The 23,100-nt window shown below is 60.8% G+C and carries 19 protein-coding genes; 1 reads left to right on the top strand and 18 read right to left on the bottom strand.

All coding sequences use genetic code 11. The annotated features are described in order from the left end of the window. Nucleotides 1-53: 53 nt before the first annotated feature. The 4 genes from dnaE to proS all read right to left on the bottom strand — a co-directional run bounded on the left by dnaE (nt 54) and on the right by proS (nt 7,295). Nucleotides 54-3,554, bottom strand: a complete 3,501-nt coding sequence (gene dnaE / locus ACQKP1_RS08080; protein ID WP_427274871.1) for a DNA polymerase III subunit alpha — start codon at nt 3,552-3,554, stop codon at nt 54-56. Between the two features lie 342 nt (nt 3,555-3,896). Continuing rightward, nucleotides 3,897-4,586, bottom strand: coding sequence for an ABC transporter ATP-binding protein (locus ACQKP1_RS08075; RefSeq protein WP_006727590.1), 690 nt, complete (start codon nt 4,584-4,586; stop codon nt 3,897-3,899). A gap of 14 nt (nt 4,587-4,600) precedes the next feature. After that, complete coding sequence (locus ACQKP1_RS08070) at nt 4,601-5,908, bottom strand: lipoprotein-releasing ABC transporter permease subunit (protein WP_427274870.1); 1,308 nt, start codon at nt 5,906-5,908, stop codon at nt 4,601-4,603. Between the two features lie 64 nt (nt 5,909-5,972). Beyond that, nucleotides 5,973-7,295 carry a proline--tRNA ligase gene (gene proS / locus ACQKP1_RS08065; RefSeq protein WP_006727588.1) on the bottom strand — a complete coding sequence of 441 codons (1,323 nt, stop codon included), beginning with the start codon at nt 7,293-7,295 and terminating at the stop codon, nt 5,973-5,975. 12 nt (nt 7,296-7,307) lie between these two features. Between proS and ACQKP1_RS08060 the strand changes: the two genes are divergently transcribed. After that, a complete protein-coding gene (locus ACQKP1_RS08060) occupies nt 7,308-7,511 on the top strand; it encodes a hypothetical protein (protein ID WP_427274869.1) in 204 nt (67 codons plus the stop codon). Between the two features lie 286 nt (nt 7,512-7,797). Here the strand turns inward: ACQKP1_RS08060 and ACQKP1_RS08055 are convergent, their stop codons facing one another. The 14 genes from ACQKP1_RS08055 to nuoF form a co-directional block, all read right to left on the bottom strand. Next, nucleotides 7,798-8,076: a DUF1467 family protein gene (locus tag ACQKP1_RS08055; protein ID WP_054150634.1), complete on the bottom strand. Its 279-nt coding sequence runs from the start codon at nt 8,074-8,076 to the stop codon at nt 7,798-7,800. A 155-nt stretch (nt 8,077-8,231) separates the two neighbouring features. Further along, on the bottom strand, nt 8,232-8,636 hold the full coding sequence (gene mce, locus ACQKP1_RS08050) for a methylmalonyl-CoA epimerase (protein ID WP_427274868.1): 405 nt from the start codon (nt 8,634-8,636) through the stop codon (nt 8,232-8,234). Between the two features lie 55 nt (nt 8,637-8,691). Then, nucleotides 8,692-10,359: a ribonuclease J gene (locus ACQKP1_RS08045; protein WP_427274867.1), complete on the bottom strand. Its 1,668-nt coding sequence runs from the start codon at nt 10,357-10,359 to the stop codon at nt 8,692-8,694. Between the two features lie 18 nt (nt 10,360-10,377). Beyond that, nucleotides 10,378-11,145, bottom strand: a complete 768-nt coding sequence (locus ACQKP1_RS08040) for a biotin--[acetyl-CoA-carboxylase] ligase (RefSeq protein WP_427274866.1) — start codon at nt 11,143-11,145, stop codon at nt 10,378-10,380. Then, a complete protein-coding gene (gene nuoN, locus ACQKP1_RS08035; RefSeq protein ID WP_427274865.1) occupies nt 11,142-12,587 on the bottom strand; it encodes an NADH-quinone oxidoreductase subunit NuoN in 1,446 nt (481 codons plus the stop codon). Before nuoN ends, ACQKP1_RS08040 begins: the two co-directional genes overlap by 4 nt. Before the next feature lie 18 nt (nt 12,588-12,605). Then, a complete protein-coding gene (locus ACQKP1_RS08030) occupies nt 12,606-14,117 on the bottom strand; it encodes an NADH-quinone oxidoreductase subunit M (protein ID WP_427274864.1) in 1,512 nt (503 codons plus the stop codon). Further along, nucleotides 14,117-16,111 (bottom strand): NADH-quinone oxidoreductase subunit L, encoded by a 1,995-nt coding sequence (gene nuoL, locus ACQKP1_RS08025; protein ID WP_427274863.1) that lies wholly within the window; start codon nt 16,109-16,111, stop codon nt 14,117-14,119. The genes ACQKP1_RS08030 and nuoL overlap by 1 nt, the downstream gene beginning before the upstream one ends. Before the next feature lie 7 nt (nt 16,112-16,118). After that, nucleotides 16,119-16,427, bottom strand: a complete 309-nt coding sequence (nuoK, locus tag ACQKP1_RS08020; protein WP_427274862.1) for an NADH-quinone oxidoreductase subunit NuoK — start codon at nt 16,425-16,427, stop codon at nt 16,119-16,121. A 28-nt stretch (nt 16,428-16,455) separates the two neighbouring features. Next, on the bottom strand, nt 16,456-17,070 hold the full coding sequence (locus ACQKP1_RS08015; protein WP_427274861.1) for an NADH-quinone oxidoreductase subunit J: 615 nt from the start codon (nt 17,068-17,070) through the stop codon (nt 16,456-16,458). Nucleotides 17,071-17,221: 151 nt separating this feature from the next. Continuing rightward, nucleotides 17,222-17,710 (bottom strand): NADH-quinone oxidoreductase subunit NuoI, encoded by a 489-nt coding sequence (gene nuoI / locus ACQKP1_RS08010; protein ID WP_006727578.1) that lies wholly within the window; start codon nt 17,708-17,710, stop codon nt 17,222-17,224. 39 nt (nt 17,711-17,749) lie between these two features. Next, entirely contained in the window at nt 17,750-18,793 is a 1,044-nt protein-coding gene (gene nuoH / locus ACQKP1_RS08005) for an NADH-quinone oxidoreductase subunit NuoH (RefSeq protein ID WP_006727577.1), read from the bottom strand. Nucleotides 18,794-18,805: 12 nt separating this feature from the next. Continuing rightward, nucleotides 18,806-20,887 (bottom strand): NADH-quinone oxidoreductase subunit NuoG, encoded by a 2,082-nt coding sequence (gene nuoG / locus ACQKP1_RS08000; RefSeq protein WP_427274860.1) that lies wholly within the window; start codon nt 20,885-20,887, stop codon nt 18,806-18,808. 142 nt (nt 20,888-21,029) lie between these two features. Continuing rightward, on the bottom strand, nt 21,030-21,782 hold the full coding sequence (locus tag ACQKP1_RS07995) for a 5' DNA nuclease (protein ID WP_427274859.1): 753 nt from the start codon (nt 21,780-21,782) through the stop codon (nt 21,030-21,032). 12 nt (nt 21,783-21,794) lie between these two features. Then, nucleotides 21,795-23,099 (bottom strand): NADH-quinone oxidoreductase subunit NuoF, encoded by a 1,305-nt coding sequence (gene nuoF, locus ACQKP1_RS07990; RefSeq protein WP_203014958.1) that lies wholly within the window; start codon nt 23,097-23,099, stop codon nt 21,795-21,797. Between the last annotated feature and the right edge of the window lies 1 nt (nt 23,100).

Here is a 23,100-nt window from a genome sequence, read left to right as displayed (position 1 = left end):
TCGTTTAGCTTAATCTGAATGATAAAATTCGATGGAGTGATCCTACCCTTACATCAAACCAGTTCGACGTCGAGCACGCCGGGGGTCGAGCGCATGGCGGCGGCGATCTCGGGGGAGATTCGGAAGCGTTCGGTCAGTTCCACCTCGATTTCGCGCTGGCCTTCGTCCTTGATCACGATGAAGGAGACGAGCCCGTCGCCCCTTGCGTTCAGATGTGCGGCGACAGCGCGCAAGGGACCGGAATCCCGGACGAAGACGCGCATCGCCTTCTGCATGCGGATCGACTGTTCTTCCAGCGACTGCGCCGTCTGGATGCGCAATCCGATGCCCTCGGGCCGCTCTTCCGCCTGAACTGTCAGCACCAGCGATTTCCCCGCTTCCAGAAGGTCGCGATACTGGTTGAGGCCTTCAGAGAAGAGAACCGCTTCATACTGGCCAGAGGCATCCGAGAAGGTAATGATGCCCATCTTGTTGCCGGTGCGGGTCTTGCGCTCCTGGCGCGAGATGACGGTGCCGGCGAGGCGGCCGGCGGAGGCGCCCTGCTTTACGGCCACCGAGAAATCCGCGAAATTCTGGACGCGCAGCTTGTCGAGCAAGTCTCGGTAAGCGTCGAGCGGGTGGGCAGACAGGTAGAAGCCGAGCACCTGGAATTCACGCATCAGCTTTTCGGAGGAAAGCCAGGGCGTATATGGGGCAAAAGCGATCCGCTCAGGGCCGCTTGCACCGCCGGAGCCGAACATGTCGGACTGGCCGCTGACGGCATTTTCCTGGGCGCGCTGGGCATAACCCATGATGCGATCGATGCTGCCGACGAGTTCCGCACGGTCGCGACCGAAGCAGTCGAAGGCGCCGGCGGCAATCAGGCTTTCGAAAACACGGCGATTGATCTGCTTCGGGTCGATCCTGAGGCAGAAATCCTCGATGCTGTCGAAGGGCTTGTCGCCGCGCACCTCGACGATGTGATCGACGGCGCCTTCGCCGACACCCTTGAGGGCGGCGAGCGCATAGTAGATGCGGTTCGGCCCGGTCTGGAAGTGACGGTAGGAGGTCTGGACAGAAGGCGGCACGACTTCGATGCCGAGGCGGCCGGCATCCTGACGAAAGTCGACCAGCTTTTCGGTGTTCGACATATCGAGCGTCATCGATGCGGCGAGGAACTCGACCGGATAATGCGCCTTCATATAGGCCGTCTGATAGGAGACGATGGCGTAGGCTGCAGCGTGCGACTTATTGAAGCCGTAGTTGGCGAATTTGGCCAGCAGCTCGAAGATGTTGTTGGCCTGCGGCTTCGAGACACCGTTCTTCATTGCGCCATCGACGAAACGGACCGACTGCTGGTCCATTTCCGCCTTGATCTTCTTACCCATGGCGCGGCGCAGAAGGTCTGCTTCGCCGAGCGAGTAGCCCGACAGGACCTGCGCGATCTGCATGACCTGTTCCTGGTAGACGATAACGCCCTGGGTTTCCTTGAGCAGGTAATCGATCTTCGGATGGATCGAGGCGATCTCTTCCTCGCCATGCTTGCGGGCATTGTAGACGGGGATGTTTTCCATCGGGCCCGGGCGATAGAGGGCCACGAGCGCGATGATGTCCTCGATGCAGTCGGGGCGCATGCCGATCAGGGCCTTGCGCATGCCGGCACTTTCCACCTGGAACACGCCGACCGTTTCACCGCGCGAGAGCATCTCGTAGGTCAAGGTGTCATCCAGCGGGATGGCGGCGAGGTCGACCTTGATACCGCGCTGCTCCTCGACGAAGTCGACGGCCGTCTTCAGCACCGTCAGCGTCTTCAGGCCGAGGAAGTCGAACTTCACGAGGCCGGCCTGTTCGACCCATTTCATGTTGAATTGGGTGACCGGCATGTCGGAGCGTGGATCGCGATACATCGGCACCAGCTTCGACAGCGGGCGGTCACCGATGACGATACCGGCGGCATGCGTCGAGGCGTGGCGGTAAAGGCCTTCGATTTTCTGGGCGATCTCCAGCAGGCGCGCAACGACAGGCTCTTCTTCAGCGGCCTCCTGGAGCTTGGGCTCCTCCTCGATCGCCTTGGAGAGCGGCGTCGGATTGGCCGGATTGTTCGGGACCAGCTTGCAGATCTTGTCGACCTGGCCATAGGGCATTTCGAGCACGCGGCCGACGTCGCGGAGCGCCGCGCGCGCCTGCAGCGATCCGAAGGTGATGATCTGGCCCACCTGCTCGCGACCATATTTGCGCTGCACGTAGCGAATGACTTCTTCGCGGCGCTCCTGGCAAAAGTCGATGTCGAAGTCGGGCATCGAGACGCGTTCCGGATTGAGGAAGCGTTCGAAGAGCAGCGAGAAGCGCAAGGGATCGACGTCGGTGATGGTCAGCGCATAGGCAACGAGCGAGCCCGCACCCGAACCACGGCCCGGGCCGACCGGGATGTCATGCTGCTTTGCCCATTTGATGAAGTCCGAAACGATCAGGAAGTAGCCGGGGAACTTCATGCGTTCGATGACCGAAAGCTCGAACTCCAGCCGGTCGCGGTATTCCTTTTCCTCATAGCCCGGCGCCATGCCGAGGGCTGCCAGACGCTGGTCAAGACCCTCGACCGCCTGGCGGCGCAGTTCGAGTGCTTCTTCCCGTTCGGCTTCCTCCGGATCATCGCTGCCACCGGTGAAGCGCGGCAGGATGGGCTTTCGGGTATCGAGCACGAAAGAGCAGCGGCGGGCGATCTCGACGGAATTCTGAAGCGCCTCCGGCAGGTCGGCGAAGAGCTTCATCATGTCCGCCCGGCTCTTCAGATAGTGGTCCGGGGTCAGGCGGAAGCGGTCGTCGTTCGATACGATGGCATTGTGGGCCACAGCCATCAGCGCATCATGGGCATCGTAGTCGTCGCGGGCCGGGAAAAAGGCCTCGTTGGTCGCGACCAGCGGCAGGTCATGCTCATAGGCGAGCTGGACCATGCGCCGCTCATGCGTACGATCATACTCACCATGCCGCTGCAATTCGACATAGAGGCGGTCGCCGAACAGACGCTTCAAGGCAAGCAGACGGCTCTCGGCCTGGGCCTTGTGACCATCTTTGAGCATACGATCGATTGGCCCGCCACCGGCGCCCGTCAACAGGATCAGGCCTTCGGTGCCGCTCTCTTCGAGCCAGGAGAGCTTTACATGGGTCGGCTGACCCGCGTCGCCGCCGAGATAGGCGCGGCTGACGAGATCGACGAGGCGCTCATAGCCTTCGGCATCCGATGCCAGAACGACGACGGCCGGCAGATCGGGCATATGACCGTTGCCGCCACGCTTCTCGCCGGTCGAATCCTCCATGTCGATCGACAACTGGCAGCCGATGATCGGTTGGATGCCATCACCGAGCGCCTTTTGCGAAAACTCGAGCGCGACGAAGAGATTGTTGGTGTCGGTGATCGCGATCGCCGGCTGGTCGTCGGCGACAGCCTTGCCGAGGATCTTCTTCAGCGGCAGCGCGCCCTCGAGCAGCGAATAAGCGGAATGCACGCGCAGATGCACGAAACCCGGACCGTCACCCACTCCACCGGACGCCTTTCTGTCGACGCTGTCCTCGCCCATACCGCTTCATTCCTTGATTTCTGAATCGGTCGGGATTTTCGGCTTTCAGGCTCACGAAGTCCAGAAGTAAGTCGGGCGGCAAGGCCTTGGTCACCAGCTTTGCCGCCCCAAAATGTCAGAGCGCCATCATCAGCAAAGCCATGCTGGATACGAAAACCGCCATCGAGGCAAATGCAGCAACGTCACGAAGAATTTCGGTCATTTCTGTCTCCTTGTCCCTTTATGTTTTTATTTTGTTCTTCTCTTGTTCCAATGTCAACCCAAAAAAACCGCAGCCTCGGTGGAACAAATTCCACAGAGGCGCAGGGACATCAGGAAAAAGGAGAAGAAAGCGGGCTGAGATCAGACGACGAGTTCGACGACCTTGCCGTCGACCAAGGTAACGCAGCGGTCCATCCGGCGGGCAATGTCGTGATTGTGGGTCGCGATCATGGCCGAGAGACCGGACTGACGGACCAGCGCTTCGAGCGCCGAGAAGACATAGCTTGCCGTTTCGGGATCGAGGTTGCCGGTCGGTTCGTCGGCAAGCAGCACCAGAGGGGCGTTGGCGACTGCGCGGGCAATCGCCACGCGCTGCTGTTCGCCGCCGGAGAGTTCGGCCGGGCGGTGATCGGCGCGATGACCGACACGCATGTAATCCAGAAGTTGCTTGGCGCGTTCGGCCGCCTCTGGCTTGGTGAGTCCGGCGATCAGCTGCGGCATCATCACGTTTTCCAGCGCGGAGAATTCCGGCAGCAGATGATGGAACTGGTAGACGAAGCCGATCGACTTGCGGCGAATGGCCGTTCGCTGCTCGTCGCCCAGTTCCTGGCAGGCAACGCCGCCAACGGTCACTTCGCCGCCGTCGGGATGCTCCAGAAGCCCGGCAACATGCAGAAGCGTCGACTTGCCCGTACCCGAAGGGGCGACCAGCGCCACGGTCTCGCCGGTGCGCAAGGTGAAGTCCGCACCTTTCAGGATCGAGAGTACGGTTTCGCCCTGGCCATAGTGGCGATCGATGCCGGCAAGCGAGAGAACCACGTCTTTTGCCATTGATTTCGGCATCCTCATTCGTAACGCAGAGCCTGGACGGGATCCAGGCGCGAGGCCCGCCAGGCCGGGAAGATGGTGGCCATAAAGGACAGGCTGAGCGCCATGATGATAACCGATACGGTCTCACTGGCGTTCATGTCCGCGGGAAGCTGGCTCAGGAAATAAAGTTCGGGATCGAAGATCATCGTTCCGGAGACCCAGGAGAAGAACTGGCGGATGCTTTCGATGTTCAGACAGACGATCACGCCGAGCACGACACCTGCCAGAGTTCCTGCCGTGCCGATCGCGGCACCCGTCATGAAGAAGATGCGCATGATGGCGCCCGATGTAGCGCCCATGGTGCGCAGGATGGCAATGTCGCTCGCCTTGTCCTTCACCAGCATGATCAGGCCGGAAATGATGTTCAGCGCCGCGACAAGCACGATCAGCGTCAGGATCATGAACATGACGTTGCGCTCGACCTGAAGGGCCGAGAAGAAGGTCTGGTTGCGCTGGCGCCAATCGGTGAGGAAGATCTGGCGGCCGGCAGCCTCCTCGATCAACGGACGCAGCTCGTCCACGGCATCCGGATTGGAGATGAAGAGCTCGATCGACTGAACGATGCCTTCGACGTTGAAATAGATCTGCGATTCCTCGAGCGGCATATAGATGATCGAGGCATCATATTCCGACATGCCGATTTCGAAGATGGCCGAGACCGGATAGGACTTCACCCGCGGATTGACGCCAAGCGGCGTCACATCGCCTTCGGGAGAGACCAGAGTGATCGTGTCTCCCGCCGAAAGCCCCAGCTGGGCCGCCATGCGCGAGCCAATGAGAACGCCCTCCCCGGTTGCAAAACCGACCAGGTCGCCGGAGCGGATGTTGGAGGAAACGACCGACAGCTTCGTCAGATCATCGGGGCGAATGCCGCGCACCAGCGCTCCGGTACCAGCACCCTCACGACCCGAAGCGAGCGTCTGCCCCTCAACCAGCGGCAGTGCCATGGTCACGCCCGGAACGGCGGCGAAACGCTCGGCCAAGCCGGCATAGTCGCTCAGCGGCTGGTCGACAGCCTGGACGACCATGTGGCCGTTAATGCCGAGAATGCGCGAGACGAGTTCCGTGCGGAAGCCGTTCATCACGGCCATGACGATGATCAGCGTCGCTACGCCGAGCATGATGCCGATGAAGGAGAAGCCGGCAATGACGGAAATGAAGGCTTCCTTGCGCCGGGCACGCAGATAGCGCCAGGCCACCATGCGTTCAAAGCCGGAAAAGGCGCGCGCAGATGCGGCCTTGTCCGTGTCCACCGTCTCGTTGCCAACGGCCGTCGTCGCCATGGTTTCTCCTTGCCTCGGGATCAAGTCTCAAGACCCGACCTTGGTTCGGCGTAAGGCTTTTGCCTTAGGCCGTCAGCTTGTTGATCGCCGCTTCGATCGTCAGCGTCTCACGCGCACCGGTCTTGCGGTCCTTGAGCTCGACTTCACCTGCAGCGACGGCACGCGGGCCCGCGATGACCTGGACCGGCACGCCGATCAGATCGGCGGTGGCGAACTTCGTGCCGGCACGATCGTCGGTGTCGTCATAGAGCACGTCCTTGCCGGCATTCTGCAGCGCGACATAGAGGCGATCGCAGGTGGTGTCGCAAGCCTCGTCACCCGGCTTCATGTTGATGACAACGGCGTCGAAAGGCGCGACCGAAGCCGGCCAGATGATTCCGTTCTCGTCATGCGAGGCTTCGATGATGGCCGGAACAAGGCGCGTCGGGCCGATACCGTAGGAACCCATGTGGACAAGATGCTCCTTGCCGTCCGGCCCTTGCACCTTGGCGCCCATCGGCTCGGAATATTTGGTGCCGAAATAGAAGATGTGGCCGACCTCGATACCGCGCGCGGAGAGGCGGTCGCCTTCCGGGATCGTGCCGAAAGCCGCTTCGTCATGCATTTCAGACGTCGCGGCGTAAACCGAGGTCCATTTGTCGAAAACGGACTGCAGGCCATCAACGCTGTCGAAATCGGTATCAGCAGCCGGAATGTCGAAATCGACGAAGCTCTTATGGCAATAGACTTCAGATTCGCCGGTGTCGGCGAGAATGATGAATTCGTGGCTGTGATTGCCGCCGATCGGGCCGGTGTCGGCACGCATCGGAATGGCGCGCAGGCCAAGGCGATCGAAGGTGCGCAGGTAAGCGACGAACATCTTGTTGTAGGAATGGATCGCGTCGGCCTGGGTCAGGTCGAAGGAATAGGCATCCTTCATCAGGAATTCGCGCGAGCGCATGGTGCCGAAGCGCGGACGGATCTCGTCACGGAACTTCAGCTGGATGTGGTAGAGGTTGAGCGGCAGGCTCTTGTAGGACTTGACCGACGAGCGGAAGATGTCGGTGATCATCTCCTCATTGGTCGGACCATAGAGCATCGGACGGTCCTGCCGGTCGCGGATGCGCAGCATTTCCTTGCCGTAATCCTCGTAGCGACCGCTTTCCTGCCAGAGCTCGGCCGACTGCAAGGTCGGCATGGACAGCTCGATGGCGCCCGCGCGGTTCTGCTCTTCGCGGATGATGGCGTTCACTTTGTCGAGCACGCGCTTGCCGAGCGGCAGCCAGGAATAGATGCCCTGGCTCTGCTGGCGGATCATGCCCGTCCGCAGCATCAGGCGGTGGGAGACGATCTCGGCTTCCTTGGGGTTTTCCTTCAGGATCGGCATGAAGTAGCGCGACAGACGCATAACGAATTCCAGATGGTTGTCGATGCCGCCGTATTGGCGGAATCAGCGATTGAAACGGGATGTCAGGAAGCGTTCATAGCCGGTTGGACTGGAGAAGAAAACCCGCAAGCGCCGTTCGCTCGCCTCGCCCACAGCCGGCATGCCAAGCGCCCAATTCGGATGCGCAGCCGGCAAGACAATGTCCCGTCAAAACCTGCAAATCAGGTCATTGCATGACCCTTATGCGACAAAGCGGCATGATTGAAATTTTTTTGGATGAGTGTAACAAATCTGCAAGATTCAGGGGTGACAAGGACCAATGATTGGGCTAGGTTCAGCCCATAAAAGAGGCAGGGAGTTCAAATCTTTGCCACACTCGCGGTCAAGTCTTGGGAGGATCAGATCTAGGCGCGCTTGTCGCAGCCCCTTAATTGGTGAAGGATCACGCGAAGCTTCGAACAAGGTCTTTTGACCTTGTTTTTTTTTGCCTAGTCGACGGAATGGGTGTGCTGAGAGGCGCCGATCAGCCTTGCGGCTCTACGCCCGGCATGATGACCGGCAGATCGTTGAAGCTGATGCCGAAATAAGTGCCGGCGACATACCAGGCTCCATAAATCAGTGCAGAGACGATGGAAGTTGTCAGGAAGATGCGCGCCGCACGGAAGCGGGTGGGAGCACTGGCGACCGTACCCGGGACCACGTTCTGATCCTCGTCCTGGGTGCGAAGGCCGATCGGCAAGACGGCAAACAGCACCAGCCACCAGATCACAAAATAGACCGCCAGTCCCGACAGGATCGCCATGATGTTTCGCTCCAGACATGAGATGGCGCCAAACGTTGCGCCTGCGCCGCTCTTTCTCCCCCTATAATCGCGGAAGCTCCCAGGCACAAAGACAAAAGCGTCGCAGGCCCGAACGACCCGCGATCAACAAGACTTCATCGGTTGGTGAATGGGCCTCAGACCTGTTCGAGTTCGATCAGGGTGCCGAAGAAGTCCTTCGGATGCAGAAACAGGACCGGCTTGCCATGGGCGCCGATCTTCGGCTCGCCACTGCCGAGTACACGAGCTCCAGACGCTGAGAGCTGGTCGCGGGCGGCAAGGATATCGGCGACCTCGTAGCAGATGTGGTGCATGCCGCCCGAGGGAGCCTTCTCAAGGAAGGCGGCAATCGGCGAATTCTCGCCAAGCGGTTCGAGGAGTTCGACCTTGGTGTTCTCTAGTTCGACAAAGACGACAGTAACACCGTGCTCAGGAAGCGCCTGGGCCTGGGACACGTTGGCGCCGAGCGTATCACGATAGCTCGCGGTCGCGGCGGTGAGATCCGGAACGGCGATGGCGATGTGATTGACGCGGCCGAGCATGTCTTCCTCCAGTCGTTGCGGGCAAAGATTAAGTCATCCCTGCCCGCCTCGTCCCTCAGACTTTGGTCAGGAACACCGTGACGATCGGCTTCTTGCCCCAGACTTCGTTGGCAGTCGAGCGCACCGCGCGGCGGATGGACTCGCGAACGGTGTCGAGATCCTTGCGACGGCTGCGCGGAATGCTTTCGACGGCGCCGAGAACGGCGTCGTAAAGCGTGTCCTCCATCAGCTCGCCCTCGTGGTCGACTTCGGGCAGACCGAAGGCAACGACATCGGGGTCGCCGAGGAAATCGAAACGGCTGTCGAGCAGCACGCTGACGGCGACATGGCCGACATAGGAGAGCTTTTTGCGGTCGGCGATGCCCATCTCTTCGATGTCGCCGACGAGCTTGCCGTCCTTGTAGACGCGGCCGAAGGGTGCCTGATCGATGACTTCGGCGGGGCCCGGCGCGACGCGCAGCACGTCGCCATTGCGGACACGCGGTACGGTCGGGATACCTGACTGAAGCGCCAGTTCCGTCTGGGCAACCAGATGGGCGGCCTCACCATGCACTGGCACGAGGATCTGCGGACGGACCCACTCGTACATCTTGAGCAGTTCGTTGCGGCGCGGATGGCCCGAAACGTGGACCAGCGCGTCATTGTCGGTGATGATGTGGACGCCCTGCTCGATCAGGCCGTTCTTGATCTCAAGAATCGCCTTCTCGTTGCCCGGGATGGCACGCGAGGAGAAGACGACCGTGTCGCCCTTCGTCAGCGCCACATTGCGCATCTCGTCGCGCGAGAGCTTGGCGAGCGCTGCACGCGCTTCGCCCTGACTGCCAGTCAGGATGATGACGACCTTGTCACGCGGTATGAAGCCGAATTCGTCCTCGGCAAGGAAGGGCTTGATGCCCTCCATGATGCCGATGTCCTGAGCAACGTTCGTGACGCGCTTCAGCGAACTTCCAAGCAGCAGCACTTCACGGCCGGCCGCCTCCGCTGCCTGGGCAATCGAGCGGATACGCCCGACATTCGAGGAGAAGGTGGTGATCGCCACACGGCCTTCCGCCGCTTCGATGATCTTCTGCAAGCCTGCGGAGACTTCCTCTTCGGAAGGCGAGACGCCGTCGCGCATGGCGTTGGTCGAATCGCAAAACATCGCCAGCACGCCCTCGTCGCCAACGGCACGGAAGCGCTCTTCATCGGTCAGCGGGCCGAGTGACGGATTGTGGTCAATCTTCCAGTCACCCGTATGGATGAGATTGCCGAGCGGCGTGCGGATGACGAGCGACATCGGCTCAGGGATCGAGTGGTTGACGCCAATCGCCTCGATCTCAAAGGGGCCGACATTGATGCGGTCGCCCTGCTTGAACGGCGTGATCGGAATCTCGGCGCGCGAGCCTTCATAGTCGCGCTTGGCTTCCAGCATGCCGGCGGTGAAGCGCGAGGCGTAGACAGGTACGTTGAGACCCGGCCAGAGGTCGTTCAGCGCACCGTAATGATCTTCATGGGCATGGGTGATGATGATGCCCTTGAGGTTCTTCTTCTGCTTCTTGATGAAGCTGATATCGGGTAGCACGAGATCCACACCCGGCAGGTCCGGACCGGCGAAAGTCACGCCGCAGTCGACCATGATCCACTGGCGATTGGACGGCGGACCATAGCCGTACAATGCGAGGTTCATGCCGATTTCTCCCACGCCGCCCAGCGGCAGGAAAACCAGTTCGTCGTTATTGGCCATTCTCAGTTCCGATCCAGTCTACCCGAAAAACACGTCTCCGGCGGCAACCGACATCATTCCGTCGGAGCCCCGGTCGAGCAACAAAATTCCCTTATCATCGATTCCGGAAAAGATACCGGAAATCGAGCGGTCCGGGAGGTTCACAGTTATTTTCTCGCCGATGCCACAGGCAACGCAACGCCAGCGCCGCACGATCTCGGCGATCCCCCTGCCCTCGTCCCAGACGGAAAGAACCTCTGCCATCTCGGCGAACAGATGGGCGAAAAACTCCGGCGGCGAGATCGACACGCCCTGGTCGGCAAGCGAGGTTACCGGATAAAGCGTCAAATCCGGGCGGTGGGCGATATTGATCCCGATCCCGATGGCAAGTGCCAGACGGCCATCGGCAATCCGTTCCGCTTCGAGCAATATTCCTGAGGTCTTCTTCCGGCCGATCAGTACATCGTTCGGCCATTTGATTTCGACTGGCTCGGCGCCCGGCGGCATCACCGATTGCACGGATGCATGAACGGCCAGCGCCACGGCAAGCGGCAGTGAGCCCAGCTCTTCGGCCGGTGCTGGATCCATCAGCAGAAGGGTCGAATAGAGATTGCCACGCTCGGACACCCAGGGACGACCGCGGCGGCCACGACCACCGGTCTGGCGCTCAGCCGTTAGCCATAAAAAACCGGAATCGCCCGCGCGAGCGCGGGCGAATGCTTCCGTATTGGTGGACGAAACTTCGTCGAGGGCTTCGTGCCGGAAATCGTCGAGCGAAATCCGGCGCGGTCTACCGAGGCTGGTCAATTAAACAACGTCTTTGCCGCAGCTTCAGCAGCGGTACCGAGAGGGCCGCCGACGAGGACATAACCGACCACGAAGAGACCGGAGAGACCGAAGACGAGGCGCAGCTCGACCGCCGTGCGGGCGAATTCGCCCTTAGCTTCGTCGAACCACATGACCTTGATGATGCGCAGGTAGTAATAGGCGCCGATGACCGAGGCCAGAACACCTATGATGGCAAGCGCATAGAGCTTGGCTTCGATGGCCGCCACGAAGACGAAGTACTTGGCAAAGAAGCCGGCGAGCGGCGGAATGCCGGCGAGCGAGAACATCAGCGCGGTCAGCACGAAAGCCATGAAGGGGCGCGTCGTCGACAAGCCGGCGAGATCGTCGATGTTCTCGACATTGCCGCCTTCCTTCTGGCGCATGGCCATGATGCAGGCGAAGGTGCCGAGCGTCATCACCAGATAGATCATCATATAGAGCAGGACGCCGGCGACGCCGGTGTCGTTGCCAGCTGCGAGGCCGACCAGCGCATAGCCCATGTGACCGATGGACGAATAGGCCATCAGTCGCTTGATGTTCTTCTGGCCGATTGCGGCAACCGAACCCAGCACCATCGAGGCAATCGCAATGAAGACGACGATCTGCTGCCACTCGGCGAAGATCGGCTGGAAGGCTTCGATGACGATGCGGACGAAGATCGCCATGGCGCCGATCTTCGGGGCAGCCGCCAGGAAGGCGGTGACCGGGGTCGGCGCGCCTTCGTAGACGTCGGGCGTCCACATGTGGAACGGAACGGCGGAGATCTTGAAAGCCAGACCAGCCAGTACGAAGACGAGGCCGAAGATCAGGCCAAGCGACGGTTCGCCCTGCGACAGAACAGCCGCGATTTCATCAAAGCCGGTGTTGCCAGTGAAGCCGTAGACCAGCGACATACCGTAGAGCAGCATGCCAGACGAAAGCGCGCCAAGGACGAAGTACTTGAGGCCGGCTTCCGTCGAACGCAGGCTGTCACGGTTGATGGCCGCAACGACATAGAGCGCGAGCGACATCAGCTCGAGGCCGAGATAAAGGGAAATCAGGTCATTGGCCGAGATCAGCAGCATGACGCCGAGGGTCGCGAGCACCAGCAGGACCGGAAACTCGAACTTGTCGAGATGGTCATAGCGGGCGTGCCCGACCGCCATGATCATAGCCGTGACCGAACCAATCAGGGCGAGGACCTTCATGAAGGTGGCGTAGCCGTCGGCGAGGTAGGCGCCATTGAAGGCCTCTCCTTCCGCGCCGGAGAAGACGAGCCAGGCACCAGAGAAGATTAGCAAAGCAATCGCCAGGCCCGTGACGACACTGTTCGACTTCTCGCCCGAAAACACGCCGATCATGAGCAGCACCATGGCGCCGACCGCCAGGATCAATTCCGGCGTGACCAGATGCAGGCTAGCAATGAGAGTTTCAACGGTCATGTCCAAAGGATCCTGTCGTCAGTTCGCAACCAGCGCCAGCGACTGGGCTGCTTGCAATGCTGCGGAGTAGTTGTTCACCAGATTGTCGACGGAAGCGGCGGTCGCATCAAGGATGGGAGCCGGATAAACGCCGAAGAAGATGGTGAGAGCGATCAGCGGATAAAGGGTCAGCTTTTCGCGTGTGGAAAGGTCGAGCATGCTCTTCAGGCTCTCCTTTTCGAGCGCGCCGAAGACGACGCGGCGATAAAGCCAGAGCGCATAAGCTGCCGAGAGGATGACGCCCGTGGCTGCAAAGAGCGCGACCCAGGTGTTGACGCGGAAGACGCCGATCAAGGTCAGAAACTCGCCGACAAAGCCCGAGGTGCCCGGCAGGCCGACATTGGCCATGGTGAAGACCATGAAGGCGAGCGCATATTTCGGCATGTTGTTGACCAGGCCGCCATAGGCCGCGATCTCGCGGGTATGGAGACGGTCGTAGATCACGCCGACGCAGAGGAAGAGCGCGCCCGATACGAAGCCGTGGCTGATCATCTGGAAGATCGCACCCTGAACGCCCTGCTGGTTGGCAGCAAAGATACCCATGGTGACGTAACCCATGTGCGCGACCGAGGAATAGGCGATCAGCTTCTTCATGTCGTCCTGCATCAGAGCGACCAGCGACGTGTAGACGATGGCGATGACGGACAGCGTGAAGACGAAGGGCGCAAAGAAATCCGACGCCAGCGGGAACATCGGCAGGGAGAAGCGCAGGAAGCCATAGCCGCCAAGCTTCAAGAGGATGCCCGCCAGGATGACGGAGCCTGCCGTCGGTGCCTGAACGTGGGCGTCCGGCAGCCAGGTATGAACAGGCCACATCGGCATCTTCACCGCAAACGAGGCGAAGAAAGCAAGCCATAGCCATGTCTGCATCTGCGGCGGGAAGTCGTGCTGCAGAAGGGCTGCGATGTCAGTCGTGCCGGCATCCCAATACATTGCCATGATGGCGAGCAGCATCAGCACCGAGCCGAGCAGCGTGTAGAGGAAGAACTTGTAGGACGCGTAGACGCGATCCTTGCCACCCCAGACGCCGATGATGATGAACATCGGGATGAGGCCGGCCTCGAAGAAGACGTAGAAGAGCACGATGTCGAGCGACACGAAGACGCCGATCATCAGGGTCTCGAGGACCAGGAAGGCGATCATGTATTCCTTCAGGCGCTTCTCGACCGAGGTCCAGCTCGCAAGAATGCAGAAGGGCATGAGCAGCGTTGTCAGGATGACGAACAGCATCGAGATGCCGTCGACGCCGACATGGTAGGAGATGCCGGTACCGAGCCAGGCATGCTTCTCCACCATCTGGAAACCGGTGTTCGAATTGTCGAAGTTGATCCAGATGAACAGCGACACAACGAAGGTGAAGACCGTCGTCAGCAGCGAGACGTTCAGGATGTTGCGGCGGCCGAGAGAAGTATCACCACGGGTCAGCAGAAGCAGGGCCACGCCGACCAGGGGAAGGAAGGTGACCGTCGAGAGAATGGGCCAATCGGTCATCAGAGGGAGCTCCCGAGCATCATCCAGGTAACAAGTGCCGCAATGCCGATGAGCATCGCGAAGGCATAGTGATAGAGGTAACCCGACTGCAGGCGAACGACCTTTTGGGTCAGGCCGCCGACGGCCGAAGCAACTCCGTTCGGGCCATAGGCGTCGATGGTTGCGACGTCACCCTTCTTCCAGAGGAAGCGGCCGAGCGCCTTGGAGGACCGAACGAAGAGGAAGTCGTAGAGCTCGTCGAAGTACCACTTGTTGAGCAGGAACTGGTAGAGCATCCACTGCTGTTCAGCGAGCTTCTTCGGTGCCGATGGGTTCTTGATATACATGTACCAGGCGGTGACGAAGCCAAGCGTCATGGCAATGAACGGGCTCCACTTCACCCACTTCGGAACGTCATGGAACTCTTCCAGTACCGTGTTGGTCGGAAGCGTGAAGAGCGCGCCCTTCCAGAACTCGGCATAGTGATGGCCGAAGAAGTAGTCGTGGAAGATGAAGCCGGCAAACAGTGCGCCGAAACCGAGCAGATAGAACGGGATCAGCATGACCTGCGGGCTTTCATGCACATGGTGCATGACGTCGGCAGACGCACGCGGCTTGCCGAAGAAGGTGAGGAAAGCAAGGCGCCACGAATAGAAGCTCGTGAACAGAGCCGCGATCACCAGCATTGTGAAGGCAAAACCACCGACGGCCGAGCTGGAAGCGAAGGCAGACTCGATGATGTAATCCTTCGAGAAGAAGCCGGCAGTACCGATCAGAGTTCCTGGGATGCCGACGCCAGTCAGAGCGATCGTGCCGATCGTCATGGCCCAGAAGGTCACGGGGATGTGCTTTCGCAGACCACCCATGTAGCGCATGTCCTGCTCGCCATCGACGGCATGGATGACGGAGCCCGCGCCCAAGAACAGCAGCGCCTTGAAGAAGGCGTGCGTGAAGAGGTGGAAAACCGCTGCGCCATAGGCGCCGACGCCGAGCGCCACGAACATATAACCGAGCTGCGAGCAGGTCGAATAGGCGATGACGCGCTTGATGTCGTTCTGCACAAGGCCGACGGTCGCGGCGAAGAAGGCGGTGATCGCACCGATGATGGTGACAACGGTCAAGGCATCGGGCGACAGTTCAAAGACCGGCGACATGCGGGCGACGAGGAAGACGCCAGCGGTGACCATGGTTGCCGCGTGAATGAGGGCCGAAACCGGGGTCGGGCCTTCCATGGCGTCCGGCAGCCAGGTGTGCAGCAGGAACTGCGCCGACTTACCCATGGCACCCATGAAGAGCAGCAGGCAGGCACCGGTCAGCGCATGGCTGCGGTCGAGCTCAAGGCCGAAGAGGTTGAGGACCACTTCAGGCGACGCAGCGGGATCTGCCGGCAGGTAGGACTGGGCGGAAGCGAAGATCGTTTCGAAATTGATCGATCCGAACATCACGAAAAGCGCCGAAATGCCGAGGATGAAGCCGAAGTCGCCGACGCGGTTGACGATGAAGGCCTTCATGGCGGCGGCAGATGCCGAAGGCTTCTTGTACCAGAAACCGATCAGCAGATAGGACGCGAGGCCCACGCCTTCCCAGCCGAAGAACATCTGCAGCAGGTTGTCCGACGTGATCAGCATCAGCATCGCGAAGGTGAAGAGCGACAGATAGGCAAAGAAGCGCGGCCGATGCGGATCGTGATGCATGTAGCCGATCGAGTAGAGGTGCACGAGGCACGATACCGAATTGACGACCACGAACATGACGGCGGTCAGCGTATCGACGCGGAAGGCCCATTCGACATCGATACCGCCGGACTGGATCCAGCGTAGCACCGGAACCTTGATGACCTCGTGGGCCTCGTGGCTCATGGCGACGTTGAAGAACACGATCCAAGAGAGGACCGCGACGATGATCATCAGACCGGTGGTGATGTATTCCGAAGCCTTGGCGCCGATCTGGCGGCCAAGCAAGCCGGCGATCAGGAAGCCGATCAGGGGGAGAAAGACGATAGCCTTGTAGATCATGACCCGATCAGCCCTTCATCATGTTGACGTCTTCGACGGCGATGGAGCCGCGATTACGGTAGAATACCACCAGGATCGCGAGACCAATGGCCGCTTCGGCGGCCGCAACCGTCAGGATGAACAGCGCGAACACCTGGCCGACGAGATCGCCGAGGAAACTCGAGAAGGCCACCATGTTGATGTTGACCGCGAGCAGGATCAGTTCGACCGACATCAGAATGACGATGACGTTCTTGCGGTTGAGAAAGATGCCGAAGACCCCGAGGGTAAAGAGGATGGCACTGACCGTGAGGTAGTGGGAAAGCCCGATTTCCATAATTCTGTTCCTTGACCTCTTGCTCGGCTCAGACGCCCTGGCCCGGCTTGACCTTGACCACCTTGACGGCGGTTTCCGGCGTGCGGGCGACCTGGGCGGAGATGTCCTGGCGCTTGATGTTGGTGCGGTGGCGCAGCGTCAGCACGATCGCGCCGATCATGGCGACGAACAGGACGAGACCGGCGATCTGGAAGAAGAAGACGTAGTCCGTATAGAGCACGTCGCCGAGCGCCTGCGTGTTCTGGCGTTCAGCCACGGCCGGGATCGGCTGGGTGATCGCGTTCAGTGCTTCCGGGCTGATCGCAGTTCCGCCGATGACCACGACAAGTTCGACCGCAACGATCAGGCCGATGAGCGCGCCGATCGGGGCGTATTTCGCCGCCCCCGCCCTCAGTTCCGTGAAGTCGATGTCGAGCATCATCACGACGAAGAGGAAGAGAACCGCGACTGCGCCGACATAGACGACCAGCAGGATCATCGCCAGGAATTCAGCTCCGGTGAGGAGCAGAAGACCCGCTGCGTTGATGAAGGTCAGAATGAGGAACAGGACCGAATGGACCGGGTTCCGAGCCGATATCACCATGAAGGCCGAAGCCACCGCGACAAAGGCGAAGAGATAGAAAAAGAGAGCCTGAAGACCCATGTTGGTGCCTTTTCATCTTCCCCCGGACGAGGGCCCTGCCCCGCCGCCCGATTAGGCGTGACCGATATCCCCATCGGCACGCCCGTTACAAATTTCATCATGTGCCCCGGCGAAGCCCCGCGCTCCGCCTTAGGCGATCGATCCCGAGGGATCAGCGGTAAGGAGAGTCCATCGCGATGTTGCGCGCGATTTCCCGTTCCCAGCGGTCGCCGTTGTCGAGCAGGCGCGCCTTGTCGAAATAGAGTTCTTCGCGGGTCTCGGTGGCGAACTCGAAGTTCGGTCCCTCGACGATCGCATCCACCGGGCAGGCTTCCTGACAGAAACCGCAATAGATGCACTTCACCATGTCGATGTCGTAGCGCACCGTACGGCGGGTGCCATCGTTGCGGCGCGGACCAGCCTCGATGGTGATGGCCTGGGCAGGACAGATCGCCTCGCAGAGCTTGCAGGCGATGCAGCGCTCTTCCCCGTTCGGATAGCGGCGAAGCGCATGCTCGCCTCGGAAGCGCGGCGAGACAGGCCCCTTTTCGAACGGGTAGTTGATCGTCGCCTTCTGCTTGAAGAAGTAGCGCATCGACAGGAAGAAAGCGCCGACGAACTCCTTCAGGAAGAGCGAATTGATAGCTTGTGCAATTGCCATCTTATTCTCCAATGCAGCTGAGGTTACGGCCGGGCGTCATCACGCCCAACCCATCAGCTTCAGCACGAATGCCGTGATGATGACCATGGCGAGCGAGATCGGAAGGAAGACCTTCCACCCAAGACGCATCAGCTGGTCATAGCGGTAGCGCGGAACGAATGCCTTCACCATGGCGAACATGAAGAAGACCATCGACGCCTTCAGCACGAACCAGATGATGCCAGGAACCCAATTCAGGAACCAGACGTCGACCGGTGGCAGCCAGCCCCCGAGGAAGAGGATCGTGGTCAGCGAGCACATCAGCACGATAGCTGCATATTCGCCGAGCATGAACATCATGTAGGGGGTGGAGCCGTACTCGACCATGAAGCCGGCGACGAGTTCGGATTCTGCTTCCGGAAGGTCGAAAGGCGGACGGTTGGTTTCTGCCAATGCCGAGATGAAGAAGATCACAAACATCGGGAAGAGCGCCAGCCAGTGCCAGTCGAGGAAGGAGGCGGGCAGACCCATCATAGTGCCGAGACCGTTGTTCTGGGCAAGCACGATATCGGTCAGGTTCAGCGAGCCGACGCAGAGCAGGACGGTGACGATAACGAAGCCCATCGAGACTTCGTAGGACACCATCTGCGCTGCCGAGCGAAGCGCGCCGAGGAAGGGATACTTCGAGTTCGACGCCCAGCCACCCATGATGATGCCATAGACTTCGAGCGACGAGACCGCAAAGACGAAAAGGATGCCGACATTGATGTTGGCGATCACCCATCCGGCGTTGACCGGGATGACGGCCCAGGTCGCAAGCGCCAGCGTCACGGCGACGAGCGGGGCGAGCAGGAAGACGCCCTTGTTGGCGCCGGCCGGAATGACCGGTTCCTTGAAGACGAACTTGAGCAAGTCGGCGAAGGACTGGAAGAGCCCCCAGGGGCCGACAACGTTCGGGCCACGACGCAGCTGGACGGCTGCCCAGATCTTGCGGTCTGCGAGCAGGATGTAGGCGATGAAGACGAGCAGGCAGACGAGCAGCAGAAGGGACTGCCCGATCATGATGGCCGCCGGCCACACATAGGTGGAAACGAAATTATCCATGGTCCCCTGCCCTTACTCTGCCGCGGCCTTGAAATTGTTGCGGGCCAATGCCGAGCACTCTGCCATGACGGCCGAAGCGCGTGCGATCGGGTTCGTCAAATAGAAGTCTTTGACCGGCGACGCAAACAGAGACTTGCCCATCTTCCCGGGTTTTTTCGCCAGTGCAGCAATATCGGCCGAAGAGCCCGGCGCGATCTCGTCGATCTCGGCGAAATGCGGGTAGGCTTCATAGAGCTGGCCACGCAGCTGCGACAGCGAATCAAACGGCAGCTTCTTGCCGAGCACGTCGGAGAGTGCACGCAGGATCGCCCAATCTTCGCGGGCCTCGCCCGGCGCGAAGCCGGCGCGGTTGCCCATCTGGACGCGGCCTTCGGTGTTGACCCAGGTGCCCGACTTCTCGGTATAGGTCGCACCCGGCAGGATGACGTCGGCATAGTGTGCGCCGTTGTCGCCATGGCTGCCGATATAGACGACGCACTTTGCGGTTTTGGTGGAGAAATCCAGTTCGTCGGCGCCGAGCAGGAAGACGACGTCGAGAGACGAGAGCATTTCACCGGCGGCAACCGCACCTTCTCCCGGCACGAAGCCGAGGTCGAGCGCACCAACGCGGGCGGCTGCGGTGTGCAGCACGGCAAAACCATTCCACTCATCGGTGATAGCACCAACATCGGCTGCGAGCTTTGCAGCGTTTGCCAGAACCGCCTTGCCGTCCGGACCGGAGATCGCGCCCTGGCCGATGATAATAAGCGGGTTCTTCGCGGCCTTCAGGATCTCGGCAAAATTGTTCTTGCCCGAGACCAGTTCGCCGAGCGTTTCGGTGCCTGCACCGAGATACTCGTAAGGGTAGCGCAGCTCGCCGCCTTCACCGATCACGCCGATCGGCAGGCCGCCACGACGCCAGCGCTTGCGAATGCGGGCGTTGAGCACAGCTGCTTCGTAGCGCGGGTTGGCGCCAATGATCAGGATTGCGTCAGCGGCTTCAATGCCTTCGATGCCGGCGTTGAAGAGATAGGTAGAGCGACCGAGCGACGGATCAAGTGCCGTCCCATCCTGCCGACAGTCGGTATTCGACGATCCCAGTGCGTTGACCAGCGACTTCAGCGCGAAGATCTCTTCGACCGAAGCGAGGTCACCGGCGACAGCACCGATCTTGTCGGCGGAGGTCGAAGCCACTGCCGCCTTGATCGTTGCGAAGGCTTCGCCCCAGGTGGCTGGCTGCAGGCGGCCACCCTTCTTGACGTAGGGGCGGTCGAGACGCTGGGTTTTCAGACCATCCCAAACGAAGCGGCTCTTGTCGGAGATCCACTCTTCGTTGATCTGCTCGTTGACGCGCGGCATGATGCGCATGACTTCGCGGCCGCGGGTATCGACGCGGATCGCAGAGCCGAGCGCGTCCATGACGTCGACCGATTCGGTCTTGTTCAGTTCCCACGGACGAGCGGTGAAGGCGAAGGGCTTGGAGGTCAGTGCGCCGACCGGGCAAAGGTCGACGACATTGCCCTGCAACTCGGAGGTCATCGCCTGCTCGAGATAAGTGGTGATCTCGGCGTCTTCGCCACGGCCGATCAGGCCGAGTTCGGCGATACCGGCGACTTCGGTGGTGAAGCGGACGCAGCGCGTGCAGTGAATGCAGCGGTTCATCACGGTCTTGACCAGCGGTCCGATATATTTGTCTTCGACGGCGCGCTTGTTCTCGGTGTAGCGCGAGCTATCGATACCGAAGGCCATGGCCTGGTCCTGTAGGTCGCATTCGCCACCCTGGTCGCAGATCGGGCAATCCAACGGGTGGTTGATCAGCAGGAATTCCATCACGCCTTCGCGGGCCTTTTTGACCATCGGCGTGTTGGTGAAGACTTCCGGCAGTTCGCCGTTCGGTCCGCCACGGATGTCGCGCACGCCCATGGCGCAGGAGGCGGCCGGCTTCGGCGGGCCACCCTTCACCTCGACAAGGCACATACGGCAATTGCCGGCGACCGACAGCCGCTCATGGAAACAAAAGCGCGGAACCTCGGCGCCGGCTTCCTCGCACGCCTGCAACAGCGTGAAATGATCCGGAACCTCGATCTCTTTTCCGTCGATCTTCAGCTTAGTCATATTCGCCTTCCTGCCTCACGCTTCCGCGCATCCTGCCGGGGCATTCCTGCCGCGACTGACAGTCTTCGTCCGCAGCGGATGAAAACTGCCGGTTTTATCCCTCAAGTCCGACGCATCGCCCCCGCGCGGCCGAACCTTAATCTTAACTGCCTGACCGAGCCTTGCCGCCCGCCAACCGGCGCGCCTGGCCTGCCCAGTCGTCTCGCAGCACACGGCCGTCGAGACCCAATTCCTTGTCCAGCGCGACAAGCGCCTTCTCATCCATCTCAGCGAGGTCCTTGAGGCGGGTCACTCCCCTGCCCTTCAGGACCTGCTCGACCTTCGGGCCGATGCCGTCGATCCTCTTCAGATCGCCGGCCTTGCCGGAGGCCTTTTTCGGCTTCGCTGCTCCCGCGGCCAGCTCGACCTTTGCACTCGGCGGAGCCTTCGCTTTCGGCGCGGCCTTCGCCTTCGTTGCAGCGGTCGGCTTGGCAGCAGCCTTGGCCTTCGGCTTTTCAGCCTTGGCTGGTGCCGGCTTCACCGGGGCTTCGGCCTTGGCCTTGACCTTCGGCGCGACCGGCTTCTTCGCCTTGACCTCTGCCGGGACCGGTTGAGGCTCTGCGGTCTCGGCGCGCGCCTCGACCTTGTCTTCGGGCTCGGTCGTCTGCTTGGCTTCCGCCGCCTTGCGTTCGTCCTCAAGTTGCCGCGCAATCTGGCCGGTCACTTCCATGGCGCCCTGGATCGAGCCGAGGAAGAGCTTGCTCATCTGCGCCGCCACGCCGAAGCCGAAAGCGGTGGCGGCGGCCATGGCGGCCGCCGGGTTGGTCATCAGGTCGTCGAGACCTTCGGGAGCACGAGCATCCGAAGCCTTCTCGTCCGGCCCCTTCTTCCCGCCCTTGTCCGAAGAGCTCGTCATCCCTTTTGTCCCTTACTCTGCCGCTTCCATGACCACCCCGTGGGCGATCGCGTTGCGGGTGTATTGATCGATGCGCTTTTCCATCTCCGGACGGAAATGCTTGATCAGGCCCTGGATCGGCCAGGCAGCCGCATCACCGAGCGCACAGATGGTGTGGCCTTCGACCTGCTTCGTCACCTGGAAGAGCATGTCGATTTCCCGCTTCTGGGCATTGCCCTTCACCATGCGTTCCATGACGCGCATCATCCAGCCCGTGCCTTCGCGGCACGGCGTGCACTGACCGCAGCTCTCGTGCTTGTAGAAAGCCGAGAGGCGCCAGATGGCCTTCACGATGTCGGTCGACTTGTCCATGACGATGACAGCGGCGGTGCCGAGGCCGGAGCCCAGTTCGCGCAGACCGTCATAGTCCATGATCGCGTCCTTCATCTGGGCGCCCGGCACGCAAGGTACCGAGGAACCGCCCGGGATGACGGCGAGCAGGTTGTCCCAGCCGCCACGGATGCCGCCACAGTGCTTTTCGATCAACTCCTGGAAGGTGATCGACATGGCTTCTTCGACCGTGCACGGCTTGTTGACGTGGCCGGAGACCGAGAAGAGCTTGGTGCCGGCATTGTTCGGACGGCCGAAGCTCGAATACCAGGACGCACCGCGACGCAGGATGGTCGGGGCAACGGCAATCGACTCGACGTTGTTGACCGTGGTTGGGCAGCCGTAGAGACCCATGTTGGCCGGGAACGGCGGCTTCAGACGCGGCTGGCCCTTCTTGCCCTCGAGGCTTTCGAGAAGTGCGGTTTCTTCGCCGCAGATATAGGCGCCGGCGCCATGGTGCACGACGATGTCGATGTCATAGCCGAGCTTGTTGTTCTTGCCGAGCAGACCGTAGTCGTAGCACTCGTCGATCGCTGCCTGCAGGGCTTCACGCTCGCGCATGAACTCACCGCGGACATAGATGAAGGCATGATGCGCGCCCATGGCGAAGGACGCGATGACGCAGCCTTCGATCAGGGTGTGCGGATCATGGCGCATGATCTCGCGGTCCTTGCAGGTGCCGGGCTCCGACTCGTCGGCATTGACAACGAGATAGTGCGGACGGCCATCCGATTCCTTCGGCATGAAGGACCACTTGAGACCGGTCGGGAAGCCTGCGCCGCCGCGACCACGAAGACCTGAGGCCTTCATCTCGTTGATGATCCAGTCCCGGCCCTTTTCGAGGATTTGCTTGGTGCCATCCCAGTGGCCGCGCGACATCGCGCCCTTCAGGGACTTGTCCTTGAGGCCGTAGATATTGGTAAAGATGCGATCCTGATCTCTCAACATA

The organism is Allorhizobium sp. NPDC080224 (assembly GCF_050281005.1).
GTDB lineage: Bacteria > Pseudomonadota > Alphaproteobacteria > Rhizobiales > Rhizobiaceae > Allorhizobium.
The sequence above is the reverse complement of the archived record's forward strand: the minus strand, read 5'-3'. Positions and strand labels throughout refer to the sequence as shown.